Origin of the sequence: Amycolatopsis sp. NPDC051128, assembly GCF_040682715.1 — a bacterium.
GTDB lineage: Bacteria > Actinomycetota > Actinomycetes > Mycobacteriales > Pseudonocardiaceae > Amycolatopsis.
This window is the reverse complement of record NZ_JBFBBN010000027.1, coordinates 69,510-87,156: the sequence shown is the minus strand read 5'-3', so window position 1 is coordinate 87,156 and position 17,647 is coordinate 69,510. Positions and strand designations below refer to the sequence as shown.

General features: G+C 71.5%; 18 protein-coding genes. 11 read left to right on the top strand and 7 right to left on the bottom strand.

All coding sequences use genetic code 11. From position 1 onward, the window contains the following. Positions 1 to 225: 225 nt before the first annotated feature. The 7 genes from AB0M82_RS25840 (at position 226) to AB0M82_RS25810 (ending at position 7,068) form a co-directional block, all read left to right on the top strand. The gene (locus tag AB0M82_RS25840; protein WP_364726702.1) at positions 226 to 945 is read left to right on the top strand and encodes a hypothetical protein; all 720 of its coding nucleotides are present in this window, start codon (positions 226 to 228) and stop codon (positions 943 to 945) included. A gap of 37 nt (positions 946 to 982) precedes the next feature. Further along, positions 983 to 2,035 (top strand): histidine kinase, encoded by a 1,053-nt coding sequence (locus tag AB0M82_RS25835; protein WP_364726699.1) that lies wholly within the window; start codon positions 983 to 985, stop codon positions 2,033 to 2,035. Next, positions 2,032 to 2,787: a LytTR family DNA-binding domain-containing protein gene (locus AB0M82_RS25830; RefSeq protein ID WP_364726696.1), complete on the top strand. Its 756-nt coding sequence runs from the start codon at positions 2,032 to 2,034 to the stop codon at positions 2,785 to 2,787. Before AB0M82_RS25835 ends, AB0M82_RS25830 begins: the two co-directional genes overlap by 4 nt. Before the next feature lie 40 nt (positions 2,788 to 2,827). Further along, a complete protein-coding gene (locus AB0M82_RS25825) occupies positions 2,828 to 3,178 on the top strand; it encodes a hypothetical protein (protein ID WP_364726693.1) in 351 nt (116 codons plus the stop codon). Positions 3,179 to 3,323: 145 nt separating this feature from the next. Continuing rightward, on the top strand, positions 3,324 to 5,048 hold the full coding sequence (locus AB0M82_RS25820; RefSeq protein ID WP_364726691.1) for a cation acetate symporter: 1,725 nt from the start codon (positions 3,324 to 3,326) through the stop codon (positions 5,046 to 5,048). 71 nt (positions 5,049 to 5,119) lie between these two features. Beyond that, complete coding sequence (locus AB0M82_RS25815; protein WP_364726689.1) at positions 5,120 to 5,464, top strand: DUF485 domain-containing protein; 345 nt, start codon at positions 5,120 to 5,122, stop codon at positions 5,462 to 5,464. Further along, positions 5,461 to 7,068 carry a cation acetate symporter gene (locus tag AB0M82_RS25810; protein ID WP_364726687.1) on the top strand — a complete coding sequence of 536 codons (1,608 nt, stop codon included), beginning with the start codon at positions 5,461 to 5,463 and terminating at the stop codon, positions 7,066 to 7,068. The genes AB0M82_RS25815 and AB0M82_RS25810 overlap by 4 nt, the downstream gene beginning before the upstream one ends. Positions 7,069 to 7,174: 106 nt before the next feature. Here the strand turns inward: AB0M82_RS25810 and AB0M82_RS25805 are convergent, their stop codons facing one another. Together AB0M82_RS25805 and AB0M82_RS25800 are read right to left on the bottom strand one after the other, a co-directional pair. Beyond that, complete coding sequence (locus AB0M82_RS25805; RefSeq protein ID WP_364726684.1) at positions 7,175 to 7,915, bottom strand: isocitrate lyase/phosphoenolpyruvate mutase family protein; 741 nt, start codon at positions 7,913 to 7,915, stop codon at positions 7,175 to 7,177. Further along, positions 7,912 to 8,373, bottom strand: coding sequence for a carboxymuconolactone decarboxylase family protein (locus tag AB0M82_RS25800; protein WP_364726681.1), 462 nt, complete (start codon positions 8,371 to 8,373; stop codon positions 7,912 to 7,914). Before AB0M82_RS25800 ends, AB0M82_RS25805 begins: the two co-directional genes overlap by 4 nt. 46 nt (positions 8,374 to 8,419) lie before the next feature. On the opposite strand from AB0M82_RS25800, the gene AB0M82_RS25795 reads away from it, so the two are divergent. Continuing rightward, positions 8,420 to 9,802: a PLP-dependent aminotransferase family protein gene (locus AB0M82_RS25795; protein WP_364726678.1), complete on the top strand. Its 1,383-nt coding sequence runs from the start codon at positions 8,420 to 8,422 to the stop codon at positions 9,800 to 9,802. Positions 9,803 to 10,135: 333 nt separating this feature from the next. On the opposite strand, the gene AB0M82_RS25790 is transcribed toward AB0M82_RS25795, so the two are convergent. Beyond that, on the bottom strand, positions 10,136 to 10,861 hold the full coding sequence (locus AB0M82_RS25790; protein WP_364726676.1) for a peptidylprolyl isomerase: 726 nt from the start codon (positions 10,859 to 10,861) through the stop codon (positions 10,136 to 10,138). 243 nt (positions 10,862 to 11,104) lie between these two features. Here AB0M82_RS25790 and AB0M82_RS25785 point away from each other — a divergent pair, with 243 nt between their 5' ends. Then, positions 11,105 to 11,620: a hypothetical protein gene (locus AB0M82_RS25785; RefSeq protein WP_364726673.1), complete on the top strand. Its 516-nt coding sequence runs from the start codon at positions 11,105 to 11,107 to the stop codon at positions 11,618 to 11,620. A gap of 350 nt (positions 11,621 to 11,970) precedes the next feature. Here the strand turns inward: AB0M82_RS25785 and meaB are convergent, their stop codons facing one another. Both meaB and AB0M82_RS25775 read right to left on the bottom strand, forming a co-directional pair. After that, positions 11,971 to 12,936 (bottom strand): methylmalonyl Co-A mutase-associated GTPase MeaB, encoded by a 966-nt coding sequence (meaB, locus tag AB0M82_RS25780; RefSeq protein ID WP_364726671.1) that lies wholly within the window; start codon positions 12,934 to 12,936, stop codon positions 11,971 to 11,973. Further along, positions 12,937 to 14,124, bottom strand: a complete 1,188-nt coding sequence (locus tag AB0M82_RS25775) for an acetyl-CoA C-acetyltransferase (protein WP_364726668.1) — start codon at positions 14,122 to 14,124, stop codon at positions 12,937 to 12,939. 137 nt (positions 14,125 to 14,261) lie between these two features. Here AB0M82_RS25775 and mce point away from each other — a divergent pair, with 137 nt between their 5' ends. Beyond that, positions 14,262 to 14,717: a methylmalonyl-CoA epimerase gene (mce, locus tag AB0M82_RS25770; RefSeq protein WP_364726665.1), complete on the top strand. Its 456-nt coding sequence runs from the start codon at positions 14,262 to 14,264 to the stop codon at positions 14,715 to 14,717. Positions 14,718 to 14,771: 54 nt separating this feature from the next. On the opposite strand, the gene AB0M82_RS25765 is transcribed toward mce, so the two are convergent. Both AB0M82_RS25765 and AB0M82_RS25760 read right to left on the bottom strand, forming a co-directional pair. Then, positions 14,772 to 15,419 (bottom strand): TetR/AcrR family transcriptional regulator, encoded by a 648-nt coding sequence (locus AB0M82_RS25765; RefSeq protein ID WP_364726662.1) that lies wholly within the window; start codon positions 15,417 to 15,419, stop codon positions 14,772 to 14,774. A gap of 137 nt (positions 15,420 to 15,556) precedes the next feature. Further along, the gene (locus tag AB0M82_RS25760; RefSeq protein WP_364726660.1) at positions 15,557 to 15,925 is read right to left on the bottom strand and encodes an SPW repeat protein; all 369 of its coding nucleotides are present in this window, start codon (positions 15,923 to 15,925) and stop codon (positions 15,557 to 15,559) included. A 204-nt stretch (positions 15,926 to 16,129) separates the two neighbouring features. On the opposite strand from AB0M82_RS25760, the gene ccrA reads away from it, so the two are divergent. Next, positions 16,130 to 17,470 carry a crotonyl-CoA carboxylase/reductase gene (gene ccrA / locus AB0M82_RS25755; RefSeq protein WP_364726657.1) on the top strand — a complete coding sequence of 447 codons (1,341 nt, stop codon included), beginning with the start codon at positions 16,130 to 16,132 and terminating at the stop codon, positions 17,468 to 17,470. The last annotated feature ends 177 nt before the right edge of the window (positions 17,471 to 17,647 follow it).

The window sequence follows — 17,647 nt, the reverse complement described above, 5'->3', positions numbered from 1 at the left end:
AAGCCGCGTCACCCGATGCGGCTTCGTCCGTCAACTTCTTGTGACAGTTGTCGGCCCCCCGCGCAGTATCTGACCTGCGGTTTCACTGGGGGTGATCGCGCACCGCCGGTTACCGCGGTGGGAGAACCGCTCACCGCACGGCCCATTCCCCCGATCCGGTGGCTTGCGTCACACTCATCTGCACGTGCAGATGCATCCGCGCCTGCACGGATCGCGGGAGGGGCGATGAACTACGAGCGGCCGGCGGTACACCGGACGATCTTCGCGGTGGATGTCGAGGGCTACGGCGACCAGCGCAGGACGACACCGGACCGCCTGGCGTTGCGCGAAGGGCTGTATCACGCGCTTCGCCGGGCATTCGACGACGCGGGCGTCCCCTGGGCGGACTGCCAGGACCAGGACTGCGGCGACGGCGTCTTCGTCCTGGCCCCACCGGAAATCCCGAAAGGACATTTCGTCGAGTTCCTGCCCAGCGCCCTCGCCGTGGCGGTGCACCGGCACAACCGGACGCACCCCGCCGGGGCCCGGATCCGGCTCCGGATGGCGCTGCACGCGGGCGAGGTCGCCTACGACGACCACGGCGTCACGGCACCGGCGATCAACCAGACGTTCCGGCTCCTGGAGGCCCCGCCGCTGAAGACGGCGCTCAAGGAGTCCCGCGGCGTGCTCGCGCTGATCACGTCGGCGTGGTTCTTCGACGAGGTCGTCCGGCACAGCGACGGTCTCGACCCGACGACGTTCCGGCCGGTGCGGGTGGCGGTGAAGGAGACGCGCACGACCGGCTGGATCTCGCTGCCGGACCGGCCGTTCCCCGCCGACCCGAGCGCGCTGGCCGACGAGCCGGCCCCGGTGACGGCGATGGACGACTACCGCCTCTGGCGCTGGTTCCGCCGCCACGCCCAGGTGCTGACCGACCGGGACCGGGAAGACGCGGCTTGGCCGTAGGATCAATTCCCCTGGACACCGCTGCTGAGGGAGGCCGATGACCGTGCACCTGCGCCCGGCGTCCCGCGCCGACCCGCTGCCGGTGCTCGCCGCCGCCCGCCGGATCACCGACGACCTGCGCGACGGGCTGGCCGGCGCCCGCGCCCGCCGCGCCGCGCACCGCCTGCGCCGGCTCTTCGGCTTCCCCGGGCTCGGCCTCACCGACCTCTCCGGGGCACTGCTCTGGTCGGGACGGCCAGGGCCCGACGACGCCGTCGCGACGGTGCTCGAAGGCGTGCTCCACAGCGAGGAACCGGGCTCCGCGCCGGAGGTCCTCGTGCTGCCGCTGCACGTCCACGACGAACTCGCCGGGGCGCTGCTGGTCGTCGGCGACGTCCGCGACGCGGCCGCGGCTCAGGCGGCCGACCTGGTCGTGCAGGCCCTCGAGCACGGCAAGCTCGAGGCGTCGGCCGAACAGGCGGCCCAGGCCGAACTGCGGGCGCTGCGGGCGGAGATGTCGCCGCACTTCGTCTACAACGCACTCACCGTCATCGCGTCGCTGATGCGCTCGGACCCCGACCGCGCCCGCGACCTCATGCTCGACTTCGCCGACTACACCCGCTACAGCCTGGCGCGGCACGGCGAATACACGGTGGTCGCCGAGGAGTTCCGCGCGATCGAGACGTACCTCGCGCTACAGCGGGCCGTGCTCGGCGAACGGCTGCGCGTCCAGGTGCGGGTCGCGCCGGAGGTCCTCGCCGTCGCCGTCCCCTACCTGGTGCTGGAACCGCTGGTGGAGAACGCCATCCGGCACGGCATCGAGCCACGCTCGGGCACCGGGCTGGTCCAGGTGCACGGCCAGGCGGAAGGGAACGACTGCGTGATCTTCGTCGAGGACGACGGGGTCGGCATGGACCCGAAGCGGGCGGCGGACCTCCTCGCCGGCCGTCTCGGCGAGGACGACCCGGCCGGGCTCGGACTGGCCAATGTGGACAGACGGCTCCGTGACGTCTACGGCGCCTGGTACGGGCTCACCGTGGAGACCGCGGCCGGCGCGGGCACCCGGGTGATCGTGCGGGTGCCGCGGTTCCAGCCGGGGGTGCTGCCGTGACGAGCCTGCGCGTCCTCGCCGTCGACGACCTGTCACCCGCGCTCGACGAACTCTGCCGCCTGTTGCGCGAAGCGCCCGAAGTCGGCGAAGTCGTCGGCGCGAGCGACGCGCTGAAGGCGTTGAAGCTCCTCCAGGCCGACCAGTTCGACGCGGTGTTCCTCGACATCTCCATGCCGGGGCTCGACGGCCTCGAACTGGCGTCCCTGCTGACGAAGCTGAGCGAACCGCCGGTGATCGTGTTCGTCACGGCGTACGACGGGCACGCCGTCACGGCCTACGGCATCGGCGCGGTCGACTACCTGCTCAAACCGGTCCGCGCCGAACGGCTTTCGGCCGCGCTGGCGAAGGTGACGCGGATGGCGAAGCCGTCGGGGCGGCCGATGCCGGACGCGATGGCCGCGCTCCCGGTCGAATCCGGCGGCCGCACCCGGTACGTCCGTCGCGACGACGTCCTGTTCGTCGAGGCACACGGCGACTACGTCCGGCTGCACACGCGCTCCGGCGTCCATCTGGTGCGGATGCCGATCTCGCGGCTCGAGGAGTACTGGGAGGGCACCGGGTTCAGCCGGGTGCACCGCGGGTTCCTGCTGGCGGTCGACGCGGTCCTGGAACTGCGCAGCGACACCGCGGGCGGGCTGCTGGCGCACACCGAGGCCGGCGACGTCCCGGTCAGCCGCCGGCACGCCCGCGACCTGCGCGACCGGCTGCTGGAAGCCGCCCAGCGCGGCCAGCTCGGGCCGGGCCGGCGATGAGCCGCCCACCCGAAGCCGCGCGACATCCAGCAGGCCCGCGATGAGCAAGATCCGCCGGGTCGCCGTCACCAGCCCGCAAACCCGCCTCGCCCACGCCCGGCGCCGCTCCCGTCACCGCTGGCGGGTCGTGCGGCTGCCCGCGGGCGACACCCAGCGCGCCACCACCCTCTACCGCGCTCAGCGGCGCAGCGGCGTGCCCGCCCTGCTGCTGATGTTCGCCCTGCTGCTGGGCCTGCCCGGGGTGTTCGCGCTGTTCCCGGGCCTGGACACCGCACGGCTGCTGGGGATTCCGGTGTCCTGGCTGATGCTCGCGGTGCTGCCGTACCCGGCGATGGCGCTGCTGGCCCGCTGGCAGCTCCGCCGCGCCGAGCGCCTCGAGGACGACGAGTGACCGCGGCTTTTCAAACGCCCCAATGTGGCGTTGGGTGCTCCTCCCATGCCCCCACCGCCACCCTCAACGGAGGCGCTTCGCGCCGCAGTGTCATTCAACGCACCCAACGCCACATTGGGGCGCATGAGACCGGGCGGGCGCGCTAGTGGGCGTCGCACTCGCCGTCGCGCCGGTCGTGCTCGTGACGCTGCTGATCGGCGTCCGCGGGGTCGCCGCGATGCGCACGACGTCGGACTTCCTGGTGGCGTCCCGGCGGATCTCGCCGCTGGTGAACTCGGCGGCGGTCTCCGGTGAATACCTGAGCGCGGCGTCGTTCCTCGGCGTCGCCGGGCTGGTCGTCAAGAACGGCATCGGCGCGCTCTGGTATCCGGTCGGCTTCACCGCCGGCTACATCGCGATGCTGGTGCTGGTCGCCGCGCCGATGCGGCGGTCGGGCGCGCTGACTGTCCCCGACTTCGCCGAGGCCCGGCTCAACTCCCCCTCGCTGCGCCGCCTCACGGCCGTGGTCGTGCTGGTGATCGGCACCATCTACGTCGTCCCGCAGTTCCGCACGGCCGGTCTGGTGCTCGCCGCGGTGGGCGGCACGCCGTACTGGGTCGGCGTGGTGCTGGCCGGCGCGGCGGTCAGCGTCACCCTCGCGCTCGGCGGGATGCGCGCGGCGACGTACGTGCAGGCGTTCCAGTTCGTGTTGAAACTGTTGCTGTTCCTGGTCCCGGCGATCTGGCTGGTGCTGCAGGCGGGCGCGGTCAACCGGGCCGACGCGCTGCACCCGGTCGAGTTCACCCACTTCGCCCGCGAGACACCGGTGAAGTTCGAGGTCGACGTCACCATGGAGATCCGCGAGCCGACCGCGGTGCGGCGCAACGGCGTGCCGGTGACCCTGGCCCCGGGCGAGTTCACCGCGCACAGCCGGGACGAGATCGTGTTCGGCGAAGGCGCGGCGGTCCCGGCGGTCCGCGGCGGGGCGCCGCTCGGCGGCGCCGACTGGCAGCGCCCACTGCTCGACCTCGGCGACCATGGCTATCCGCTGCTCGGCACCTGGGCCGTGCTCGTCGCGACCATGCTGGGCACCATGGGCCTGCCGCACGTGCTCATGCGCTTCCACACCAGCCCGGACGGCCGCGCCGCGCGCCGCACCGCGGCGATCACGGTCGCGCTGCTCGGCGTCTTCTACCTCTTCCCCGGCGTCTACGGCGTGCTCGGCCGGGTGTTCGTGCCCGGCCTCTACCTCTCCGGCGCGACCGACACCGTGGTCGTGGCGCTGCCGTCGCAGGTGGACAGCGGCTGGGCCGGCGGGCTGTTCACGGCGTTGCTGACGGCGGGCGCGTTCGCCGCGTTCCTGGCGACGTCGCTCGGCCTGCTGCTGGTGATGTCCGGCGCGATCGCGCACGACCTCGTGCCCGGCGGCCTGCGGCGGCTGCGGATCGCCGTCTTCGGCGTAGCCGGGATCATGGTGCTGCTGGCACTGCGGTCGGCCGAGCTCGACGCCGGGGTCCTCGTCACGTGGGGCTTCACCGTGGCGGCGTCGACGTTCTGCCCGCTGCTCGTGCTCGGCATCTGGTGGCCGCGGCTGACCGCGGCCGGCGGGATCGCCGGGGTGCTGACCGGGCTCGTCGCGTCGTCCGGCTCGATCCTGTTCGCCCTCGCCGGGCCGGATCTACACGGCTGGGTGGCGATCTTGGTTCAGCAGCCCGCACCTTGGTCGGTGCCGTTAGCATTCGGAGTAATGACACTGGTCTCCCTGCGGGGCAGGCCACCCGCCTGGTCTACGGCGGCGATGCTGCGCCTGCACCTGGACGAACCCCGTTCGGCCGGACCGCGCGACCGTTCGTCAACCGTTCGTCGTCTGGCCCTGCTGTTGAACCGCTGAACCTTCACGCGAGCCTCACGCGTCCTTACGGTGTCGCAGGTCACTTTCCGCAACGTCGCAGGGAGCAAGCGATGAGCACGACGGATACCGGCGGGCCCCCGGACACGTCAGAAACCATCTGGGAACGCGCGCACGAAAGCACCGAGTTCCGTGAACTCCGCAGCCGGCTGCGCCGGTTCGTCTTCCCGATGACGGCGCTGTTCCTCCTCTGGTACCTCCTCTATGTGCTGCTCGCGGACTATGCGCACAGCTTCATGAGCACCAAGCTGTTCGGCAACATCAACGTCGGCCTGGTCTTCGGCCTCCTGCAGTTCGTCTCGACGTTCGTCATCACCGGGCTGTACGTCCGCTACGCCAACCGCAAGCTCGACCCGGTGGCCGAGAAGATCCGCGAAGACATCGAGGAGCAGGCATGACCACGCTCGCCGCGAGTGTGGAGGGCAGCAACCCCCTCCTGAACATCGGCATCTTCGCCCTCTTCGTGATCATCACGCTGGTGATCGTGTTCCGCGCCAGCCGCAACACGAAGACGGCGTCCGACTACTACGCGGCCGGGCGCGCCTTCACAGGTCCCCAGAACGGCGTCGCGATCTCGGGTGACTACCTGTCGGCGGCGTCGTTCCTCGGCATCGCCGGCGCGATCGCCATCAACGGCTACGACGGCTTCCTCTATTCGATCGGCTTCCTGGTCGCCTGGCTCGTCGCGCTCCTGCTGGTCGCGGAACTGCTGCGCAACACCGGCAAGTTCACGATGGGCGACGTGCTGGCGTTCCGCATGAAGCAGCGCCCGGTGCGGGCCGCGGCCGCGACGTCGACGCTCGCCGTGTCGTTCTTCTACCTGCTGGCGCAGATGGCCGGCGCCGGTGGCCTCGTGGCGCTGCTGCTCGGCGTCGAAGGCTCGGGCGCGCAGGCACTGGTGATCGCCGTGGTCGGCATCATCATGATCGCCTACGTCCTGATCGGCGGTATGAAGGGCACCACCTGGGTGCAGATCATCAAGGCCGCGCTGCTGATCTTCGGTGCGCTCGCGATGACGCTGTGGGTGCTCGCCAAGTACGGCTTCAACTTCTCCAGCCTGCTGCAGGCCGCGGTCGACAAGGCGGGCAAGGCCGGCGAGACGCTGCTCGGCCCGGGCAAGCAGTACGGCGCCACCGGGACGTCCAAGCTGGACTTCCTGTCGCTCGGCATCGCCCTGGTCCTGGGCACCGCCGGCCTGCCGCACGTCCTGATGCGGTTCTACACCGTGCCGACGGCCCGCGACGCGCGCCGCTCGGTGGTCTGGGCGATCGTGCTGATCGGCGTGTTCTACCTGTTCACGCTGGTGCTGGGCTACGGCGCGGGCGCGCTGGTCGGCCCGGACGTGATCAAGAAGGCGCCGGGCGGGGTGAACTCCGCGGCGCCGCTGCTCGCGCTCGAACTGGGCGGGCCGGTGCTGCTGGGCCTGATCTCCGCGGTCGCGTTCGCCACGATCCTCGCGGTGGTCGCGGGCCTGACGATCACGGCGTCGGCGTCGTTCGCGCACGACGTCTACGCCAACGTCGTCAAGCGGGGCAAGACGTCGCCGGACTCCGAGGTCCAGGTCGCCCGGCTCACCGCGTTGGTGATCGGCGCGCTCGCGATCGGCGGCGGCATCCTGGCCAACGGGCAGAACGTGGCGTTCCTGGTGGCGCTGGCCTTCGCGGTGGCGGCGTCGGCGAACCTGCCGACCATCCTCTACTCGCTGTTCTGGAAGCGGTTCAACACCCAGGGCGCGCTGTGGTCGATCTACGGCGGCCTCGCCATCACGGTCGTGCTGATCGTCTTCTCGCCCGCGGTCTCGGGCAAGAGCACGTCGATGTTCAAGCACGCCGACTTCGCCTGGTTCCCGCTGAGCAACCCCGGCATCGTCTCGATCCCGGCCGCGTTCTTCCTCGGCTGGCTGGGCACGGTCCTGTCCAAGGAGCACGACGAGAAGAAGTACGCGGAGATGGAGGTCCGGTCCCTGACCGGCGCGGGCGCCGAGAAGGCCGTCGCCCACTAACCGGTCGGGGGTTCCGGGTAGCGGAGCCCCGATTCGTCACCGCACCGACCCCGAAGGCCGTCGCGAGGGTGTTCCCGATCCCCTCGCGGCGGCCTTCGGCCATTGGTCAGTACGGCAGCTTGCCCTCCGCGATGCCCGCGAGGGTCGCTTCGAGCTGCTTCCGGGCGAAGTGCCACAGCCCGCCCCCCAGGGAAATCCGCGCTACCCCCAGTTCCGCGAGCGGGGCGATTCCCGGGCTGCCCGGCCAAGCCGGCGCGTTGACCGCGGCGCCGTCGACCCCCCGCACGAACTCCGCGATCGACTCCGGAGTGCTCAGGTGGATCGGGTAGACGCAGTCGGCGCCCGCTTCGAGGTAAGCCTTCGCCCTGGCGACGCTGTCCGCCATCGCTTCGTGGGCGTCGACGCCGCGGAAGGAGTCGACGCGGGCGTTGATCACCAGGCCGTCGCCCGCCGCTTCACGCAGGGCCGCGATCCGCTCCGCCTGTTCGGCGACGGGCCGCACCTGGCCGGTGGCGTGGTCGGTGTCCTCGAAGTTGCAACCGGCCGCGCCGGCGTCGAGCAGGCGGCCCGCCAGCTCGGCGCCGGACAGGCCGTAACCCGACTCGGCGTCCACCGTGACCGGGATGCCGACCGCCTTGGCGATCCGCGCGGCCGCGGCGAACATCTCGTCCGCGGGCGCGTGTTCGCCGTCGGGGAACCCGAGCACGGCCGCCACGGCCACCGAGCTGGTCGCCACGACGGGGAACCCGGCGGCCTCGACGAGCTTGGCGGTGTCGGCGTCCCAGGCGTTCGGCAGGACCAGCGGCTTGCCCGGAACGTGCAGCGCCTTGAGCGCGGCGGCGGTCACGAGTCGCGCTTCGGGAGCGGAGTGTGGCTGGTGATGGTCATCCGGTTCCAGCTGTTGATCGCGATGACCTCCCAGGCGACCGCCCGGTACTGGTCCTCCGTGAACACCCGCGCCGCTTCTTCGTAGACGTCGTCGGGCACGGTCTGGGTCTCGGACAGCTTGGTCATCGCCTCGGTGAGGGCGAGGGCGGCCTGCTCCTGCTCGGTGAACAGGTCGGTCTCGCGCCAGCCGTCGAGCACGAACAGCCGGCGCGGCGACTCGCCCAGCTCCAGGGCCTCACGGGTGTGCATGTCGAGGCAGAACGCGCAGCCGTTGATCTGCGACGCGCGGGTCTTCACCAGTTCCAGCAGTTTCGGGTCGAGACCGGCGTTGGCGGCGGCCTTGTTGACCTCGGCCTGCAGGTTCGCCATCGCCTGGTAGAGCTCGGGGGCGCCCCCGAGTCCGATGCGGTTCGTCATGCCGTTCACGCTAGTCCGAACTGGTCCACGGGTATGGTCCAGTCACATGGAAGATTCGTGGTCCAGTTCCGGGCTCGACGTCCACCTCGACTGGCACCCTTCGACCGGCCGCGGCGGGCTCGCGGACGCGATCCGCACGGCTATCCGCGAGGGCCGCTGGCAGCCGGGCGCGGCGGTGCCGTCGACCCGGGCGCTGGCGCACGACCTGGGCGTCGCCCGCGGGACGGTCACGCGCGTGTACGCCGACCTCGCGGCCGAGGGCTACCTGCGGACGGCCCAGGGCGCGCCGACCCGGGTGGCGACGGCGGGCTCGCTCGCCCAGTCCGCACCGCGGCAGCCGCCCCGCGATCCGGGACCGCGCTGGGACCTGCGGCCGGGCCGCCCGGACCTGACGTCGTTCCCGCGGCAGGCCTGGATCACCGCCACCCGCCGCGCCCTGCTGCGGACCCCGGCGTCGGCGCTCGGCTACGAGTCGGAGCTGGGCGCGCCGGAGCTGCGCGACACCCTCGCCGGCTACCTCGCCCGCGCCCGCGGGGTGGTCGCCGACCCGGCGCGGATCGTGGTGTGCCACGGGTATTCGCACGCGCTCGCCGTTCTGTCGCGGGCCCTTTTCGCTTTGGACGTCGGCGAAATGGCGTTCGAGAACCCTTCCTTGGGTTTGTACCGGTCCGTCGCGGCAGCGCAGGGGCCGCGGGTCGTCGGCGTGGACGTCGACGAACACGGCCTCGACGTGTCCGCTTTGGACAGTCCGGCGGTCGTCGTCACCGCGGCGCACCAGTATCCGACCGGCGTCACGCTGGCCCCGCCCCGCCGGGCGTCGCTGACCCGCTGGGCGAGCGACTCGGGCGCGTTCGTCCTGGAGGACGACTACGACGGCGAGTTCCGCTTCGACCGCCAGCAGGTCGGGGCGCTGCAGGCGCTCGCGCCGGAGCGGGTGGTGTACGCGGGCACGGCGAGCAAGACCCTGGCCCCGGCGATGCGGCTGGCCTGGCTGGTGCTGCCGCGGTCGCTGGTGGAGCCGGTCCGCGCGGCGATGGCCGACAGCGGTTCGCGCCCGGCGCTGCTGAACCAGCTGACGCTGGCCGAGCTGATCGGCTCGGGTGCCTATGACCAGCACGTCCGCCGCTGCCGCGCCGAGTACCGCGCCCGCCGCGCGCGGCTGCTGGCGGCGCTGCCGGACACGATGCGGCCGCGCGGCATCGCGGCCGGCCTGCACCTGCTGCTGATGCTCCCCCCGGACGGCCCGACGGAGACGCAGGCCCTCGCGGCCTGCCGCCGCCGCGCGATCGGCATCGAGGGCCTCGACGGCTACTGGATGGACTCACCCCGCCCAGGCGGCCTGATCGTCGGTTACGCGACAACGCCGAAACACGCGTTCGCGGGCGCCACCCAAACCCTGATGGAGGCCCTCTGGGAAATCACCAGCTAACCCGCCCCGCCCCCCGAGTCCCGTCCCCAAACACGCGAATCCCGTCCCCAATCACACAAGTCCCGTCCCCAATCACACAAGTCCCGTCCCCAATCACACGACTCCCGTCCCCAAACACACGAGTCCCGCCCCCAACACACGACTCCCGTCCCCAAAGACGCGAGCCGACCCTCCAGGCACGCCAGCCGACCGTCCAGGCACGCGAGCCGACCACCCAGGTACACGAGCCGACCACCCAATCACGTGTGATGCCCCTCCAATCACGTGAGAAGCCCGGCCAATCACGCGTGATGCCGCGGGCCACCCCCGGCCCGAGGTGGCCCGCGGCCGCCGTCAGAACCAGCAGCCGGGCCGGACGCGGAGCAGTTCCGTGCGCAACACCGGCGTGCCGTCGACCGGTGCCGGGTCCTCCGCGGTCGGCTGGATCCCGCCGGCGGCGACCTTGTCGAGCGTCTTCAGGCCCTCGGCCCCGACCGTGCCGAACACCGTGTAGTTGGGCCGCAGCGCGGAATCGCCGTACACGACGAAGAACTGCGAACCGTTCGTGGCCGGTCCCGCGTTGGCCATCGCCAGCAGGCCGCGCGCGTAGACGCGCCGGGCACCGGTCGGGTCGGTCGGTGCCGGCGGCAGGTCGACCGGCAGCTCGTCCTTGTACTTGTAGCCGGGCCCGCCCTCGCCGGTCGCGGTCGGGTCGCCGCACTGCAGGACCTTCAGCGTCGGGTACGCGGTGAGCCGGTGGCACACCGTGTGGTCGTAGAACCGGTGCCGCGCCAGGTGCAGGAAGCTCTGCACGGTGCACGGCGCCTTCGCGCGGTCGAGCCGCAGTGGCAGCGCGCCCTGGCTGGTCGGGACCGCGACGTCGACCTTGCCGTGACTCGGGGTGTGCCGCGGGTCGGGCGGCAGCGGCACCGGCCGCGCGGGCGGTTCGTCCGGCGTCTCGGTGTACTGGCAGGGGCCGTGCGTCGTCTTCGGCGGCGGGGCGTCGTCCGCCGCGGCGACGCCGTTGCCTGCCACGAACAACGCGGCCGCAGCCAGTGCGGTGACGAGTGCCTTCTTCATCCTGCACGCCTCCCAGTGGTCGCCCGGTTCCGGAGCGCCCCGCAGTCTAGGGCCCGGCACCGACAGCCAGAACCGGCGAAAGTCGCCCATGTCAGCCGGTCGGGTGAACCTCGGCGCCCGTACCCCGGCCGCGCCCCCAAAACTGTCGGACCCCCCGAGCACGATGGCCAAGACGCGGCAGAGTGCCGCACCGCGAAGGGGGAAGTCATGCCGGTGCACGTGGTCAACCGACGGAGAAACGGTGTGGAGGCAAGGTATCCGGGAGCACTGGTCGCGGACGTGACGTCGCGGGGGCCGGAGCCGTGGGTGCGGTTCAGCCCGTTCTACCCGCACGGCGGGATCCCGGTGCCGTTCTCGCCGGGGGTGGAGAGCGCGTCGGTCGAGGGGATCTGGCAGGCGCTGAAGGTGTTCCGCGGCACGGGAATCGACGTCGGCAAACTGAAGGTGACGTCGATGAAGGGCTTGAAGCGCACGGTCCGCAAGCACGGTGAGGTGGTCGGTCACCGCGCCGGCGTCGCGGGCACGGAACTGCTGGCGTACGAGCAGGCACGAAGACGGATCTACCTGCCGTCCTACCGGTGGGTTCTGGAGAACAAGCTGGCCGGCCTGGTCACCGAGCTCCGGGAGACGAGCGCGGAGCGGGACGTCGTCCTGCTCGACTACACGACCAACGGTGACGTCGAGGACCTGTCGAAACCGTTGTCGCACGCGGCACTGCTGCGTACTCACCTCACCGGGGAGTGGCCGTGGACGCGCTGACTTCGCAGACCCCCGGTGCCGGCGGCCACGACCCGCTCGCACCCCGCCGGCACCCGAGCGCAAGCCTGCCCGCGGGCGGCCGGCCGACTCGCGATCGCTTCGCCTGCGACGACGACGAAACCCGGTCCTCCTCGCGACCGAGCGGTGTTCGCGATCGGGGCGGCGCTCCGGATCCGGCAGCCGCTGGTCACCGACGCACAGCCGTGCCCGCGCGAATCCCGCGCCCTCCGGCTCGCGTAGCGGGTGAAGTCACCGCAGGCGCGAGAAGCGCCGGTGCGAATCCGCCGACGGCACCGAGCGCACCGTTGCCCACAGCGACCCGGCAGAACCCGGCCGCGACGTCGCCGGGCCTAACCCCGCAGATCCGCGATCAGCTCGTCGGCGGCGGCGAACGGGTCGAGCTCCCGCGCCACCACCCGCTCGGCCACCCCGGCCAGCCGTCCCCCGCCGCGCAGGTCCACCAGTTCGGCGCGCAACCGCCGCATCGCGATGGCTTCGACCTCGTCGCGTGCCCGGGCCACCCGGCGCCGGGCCAGCTCGTCGTGCGCCACCAGCCAGTCGTGGTGCTCGGCCAGCGCGCGGACCACGTCGTCGACGCCTTCGCCCTTCGACGCGACGGTCCGGACGATCGGCTGGCGCCAACTCGGCCCCCGGATCTCTCGGCGGGCCAGCGAAATCATCTGCTTGAGGTCGTGCACGGTCGCCTCGGCGCCCTCACGGTCGGCCTTGTTGACGACGAAGACGTCGGCGATCTCCAGCACGCCGGCCTTCGCGGCCTGGATCCCGTCGCCCATGCCCGGTGCGAGCAGCACCACCGTGGTGTCGGCCAGTTTCACGACGTCCACTTCGGACTGTCCGACGCCGACGGTCTCGATCAGCACCACGTCGAAGCCGGCGGCGTCGAGCACGCGCACCGCCTGCGGGGTCGCCCACGAGAGCCCGCCGAGGTGGCCACGCGTGGCCATCGAGCGGATGAACACCCCGGGGTCGGTGGCGTGCTCGGTCATCCGGATCCGGTCGCCGAGCAGCGCTCCACCCGAAAACGGCGAAGACGGGTCGATCGCGAGCACCCCGACCCGCTTGCCCTCGGCGCGCAACGCCGTGAGCAGGGCCGACGTCGACGTCGACTTACCGACGCCGGGTGGTCCGGTGAGCCCGACGACGCGGGCCCGCCCCGTGTGCGGGGTCAGCGCCCGCGCGATCTCCGCGACACGGGGATGGGCGTCCTCGACGAGCGACAACAGCCGCGCGACGGCACGGGCCTCCCCGTCCCGCGCGCGGCCGACCAGGTCGTCGAGGTCGAGTGGTCCGGCCACTTACGCGGACGGCACGCGCAGCAGCAGGGCGTCGCCCTGGCCGCCGCCACCGCACAGAGCGGCCGCGCCGAGTCCGCCACCGCGGCGGCGCAGCTCGTGGATCAGGTGGACGGCGAGCCGGGCCCCGGAGGCGCCGATCGGGTGGCCGAGGGCGATGGCGCCGCCGTTGACGTTGACCTTCTCCGGGTCGAGGCCGAGCTTCTCGGTGGACACGAGCCCGACGGCGGCGAAGGCCTCGTTGATCTCGACGAGGTCGAGCGCGTCCGCGGTCAGGTTCGCCTTCGCCAGCGCGGCGAGGATGGCGTTCGACGGCTGCTCGTGCAGGCTGGCGTCCGGTCCGGCGACGACGCCGTGTGCGCCGATCTCGGCGATCGGCGTGAGGCCGAGCTCCTCGGCCTTCGCCTTGCTGGCCACCACGACCGCGGCGGCGCCGTCGGAGATCTGCGAGGCGGAGCCCGCGGTGATGGTGCCGTCGGAGGCGAAGGCGGGGCGCAGCTTGGCGAGGCTGTCGGCGGTGGTGTCGGCGCGGACGCCCTCGTCGGTGTCGAACACCACCGGGTCGCCCTTGCGCTGCGGGATGGAGACCGGCGCGATCTCGTCGGCGAAGTAGCCGTTCTTGATGGCTTCGGCGGCGCGCTGGTGGGAGCGGGCGGAGAACGCGTCCTGCTGCTCGCGGGTGATGCCGTAGCGGGAGTTGTACTTCTCCGTCGAGGAGCCCATGGCGACCTGGTCGAAGGCGCAGAAAAGACCGTCGTAGGCCATGTGGTCGACGAGGGTGCTGTCGCCGTACTTGATTCCGGAGCGGGACTTGGGCAGCAGGTGCGGTGCCTGGGTCATGGACTCCTGGCCGCCGGCGACGACGAGGTCGAACTCGCCGGCCCGGATCAGCTGGTCGGCGAGCGCGATGGCGTCGAGGCCGGAGAGGCAGACCTTGTTGATCGTCAGTGCGGGCACGCTCATCGGGATGCCCGCGGCGACGGCGGCCTGGCGGGCCGGGATCTGCCCGGCGCCGGCGGTCAGCACCTGACCCATGATCGTGTACTGCACCGCGTCCGGGGAGACCCCGGCGCGTTCGAGCGCCGCCTTGATCGCGACCCCGCCGAGTTGTGCCCCCGTGAAGTCCTTGAGGGAGCCGAGCAGGCGCCCGATCGGCGTACGGGCGGCACCCAGGATCACGGAACCGGACACGGCGTCCTCCAAGCTTCGGCGCATGGGCAGTTTTTCCGACCATACCCGGACGGCGGGCCTCTTGATGGAGCCAGTGTGAGGCGGGGCACGCGACGATACTGGCCGGACGCCATGCCCCGGCCCCCTATCCTGCCTCCATGAATGACGCCCTGCGGCCGTTCGTGACGGCCATCGACCATGTCGGCATCGCGGTCCCGGATCTGGACGCGGCCATCGAGTTCCACCGCGCGCACTTCGGTCTGGAAGTGGCGCACGAGGAGGTGAACGAGGAGCAGGGGGTGCGGGAGGCGATGCTGCGCGCGCCCGGCACGGCGGGCACGGAGACGCAGATTCAGCTGCTGGCGCCGCTGCGCGACGATTCGGCGATCGGCAAGTTCCTGTCCAAGAGCGGCCCGGGGCTGCAGCAGCTGGCGTACCGGGTGTCCGATGTGGACGCCGCGGCGGCGGCACTGCGCGAACAGGGCCTGCGCATGCTGTACGAGGAGGCGAAGCGGGGCACGTCCGACAGCCGGGTGAACTTCGTCCACCCGAAGGACGCGGGCGGCGTCCTGGTCGAGCTGGTCGAACCCGCCAAGGGCAACGCCCCCCACTGACGCGCGGGCGGAGACTTCACCACGCCGCGGTCCGGGGCCGTCAGGTCCCCGCGATCACGATGGCAGGGCGCCATCCTCGCGACCGGCGGCCGAAGCGCCAAAGTCGCGCCTTGGCGGCGTCGGCGGCGTGACCGCGGGGGCGCGCGCGGGAGAAAGAGCCTCGGCGATGAACGTGAGCTCGCCGTCGAATTCGGCGGGCAGGTCGTCGTCCGAATGGCGGGCTGTCGCGTGGCGGTGGCTGACCGCGCGGGCCAGCAGGCCGGACGCGCGGTCGACGTCGGCTGCCGGCACTCCGCCGCCGGTCGCGGCCAGGATGACCGCGCGGACCTGCCGGACGAGCACTTGGAAGCGCTCGTGGAGTGCGTCGCGGACGACGTGGTGGGTGTCGGCCTCGCGCCACAGCAAGTGGGACAGGCCGAGTGATCGGCTGAAGCGGTGGTCGAGTTCGCGGACGAGCCTGCGGAGGCTGCCCACGAGGTCGCCGGGGACGACGACCACGGCCGGCTCGATGCGTTCGTCGGGCAGCCGCTCGACGAGTGCGGCGAGCAGGTCCGACTTGTGCCGGAAGTAGTAGTGGACCAGCCCTTTCGGCACCCCGGCCCGTTCGGCGATGCGGGAGGTCGGGGTGGCGTCGAAGCCGGATTCGGCGAAGAGCGCCTCGGCGGCGCAGAGGATGCGCTCTTTCGCCGAATCCTCGGTCATTCCGGTGCCTCCTGGTGGGTCAGTGCCTGGTGGTGAATCTGCCTGATGGTGAATCTGCGGCTCGTGGCCGGGCGCCCGGCCGCCACGCCGGCGGGTTCCCCTGGGTTGCCAGGTGAGCGCCCTTCACCAACGCGCTGTCAGTGCTGACCCGCCGTGCGGTGCGCGGCGTTCGCGACCGGCATCGCTGCCGCGCTGGCGATGACCGTCAGCACGCCGGCGACCCAGGACGTCCAGGACGCGCCGTTGAACTCGGTGTATCCCATCACCCACGGCGCGATGAAGAGCAGGACGCCGAGCGCGATCTGGATGCCTTCGCCGTAGACCATGCCCGGCATCGCCAGGGAGACCAGGCCGTCGAGCGCGATCAAGGCGCCCAGGATGACCATCGTCCACATCGCGGGCGTGTCCGTGCTCAGCCAAAGGGGTGAAAGAGCGGCGACCACCCCGATGACAACCTCGGCCCAGTCGTGGGGCCGCGTCCAAGCGCGCGTCGAGACTTCACTCATTCGTGCTCACCTCCGTTGGTGAAACTGCTGTTCGGGTGGGTGTACCCGTCGTCGATGATCCGCTTGACTGGCCAGCCGGTCAAGTCTTCCGGTCACACTTCGACATGTAATCGTGCTGCTCGTCTCGTACAGTTGTGCGCACGTGTTACCGGCGAGTAATTTCTGCCGCCAACGCCGTTGACCCCCATCTCCGCGGAGGAACCGATGACGCAGCTCGGCGAGATCCAGCAAGCCATCCTGAACGGCGAGTCCGCCGCGGTCGGCTCGTTGCCCATGCCCGAGAGCTACCGCGGGGTCACCGTGCGCGCCGACGAGGTCGACATGTTCGAGGGCCTCGAAAGCCGGGACAAGGACCCCCGCAAGTCGCTGCACCTGGACGAGGTGCCCGTCCCCGAACTGGGTCCCGGCGAGGCGCTGGTCGCGGTGATGGCGAGCGCCATCAACTACAACACCGTGTGGACGTCGATCTTCGAGCCGATCCCCACGTTCAAGTTCCTCAAGAAGTACGGGAAGCTCTCGCCGCTGGCCAAGCGGCACGACCTGCCCTACCACGTCGTCGGCTCGGACCTGTCCGGCGTCGTGCTGCGCACCGGCGTCGGCGTGCACACCTGGAAGCCGGGCGACGAGGTGGTCGCGCACTGCCTGAACGTCGAACTGGAGAGCCCCGACGGCCACAACGACACGATGCTCGACACCGAGCAGCGGATCTGGGGCTTCGAGACGAACTTCGGCGGGCTCGCCGAGATCGCGCTGGTCAAGGCCAACCAGCTGATGCCGAAGCCGGGCCACCTCACCTGGGAGGAGGCCGCCGCCCCCGGCCTGGTCAACTCGACGGCCTACCGCCAGCTGGTTTCGCGCAACGGCGCCGACATGAAGCAGGGCGACGTCGTCCTGATCTGGGGCGCTTCGGGTGGCCTCGGCTCCTACGCGACGCAGTACGCGCTCAACGGCGGCGCCATCCCGGTGTGCGTCGTCTCCAGCCCGGAGAAGGCGGCGATCTGCCGGAAGCTCGGCGCCGACCTGATCATCGACCGCAGCGCCGAGGGCTACAAGTTCTGGAAGAGCGAGACCGAGCAGGATCCGAAGGAGTGGCAGCGCTTCGGCGCGAAGATCCGCGAACTGACCGGCGGCGACGATCCGGACATCGTGTTCGAGCACCCGGGCCGGGAGACGTTCGGCGCCTCGGTCTACGCCGCGCGCAAGGGCGGCACGATCGTCACCTGCGCGTCGACCTCCGGGTACATGCACCAGTACGACAACCGCTACCTGTGGATGAACCTGAAGCGGATCATCGGCTCGCACTTCGCGAACTACCGCGAGTCCTGGGAGGCGAACCGGTTGATCGCGAAGGGCCTGATCCACCCGACGCTCTCCAAGACGTACCCGCTCGCAGAGACCGGGCAGGCCGCGCTGGACGTCCACCGCAACGCCCACCAGGGCAAGGTCGGCGTGCTCGCGCTCGCGCCGCAGGAAGGCCTCGGCGTCCGCGACGAGGAGAAGCGCGCGAAGCACATTGACGGCATCAACGCGTTCCGCGACGCCTGAGCCGCGAAGGCGCCGGGAGCGGCCCAGCTCCCGGCGTCGGGAACCGCCGATGAGCCGCCGGAATCCGTCAGTTCCCTTCACCGCGGGAGACGGCACATTCGGCGCACGGTCCGGGGGCTCGCCTCTCCGTGACCGGGCTGCGACTACGGTGGGCCCATGAGCCTTGGCGATGAACGG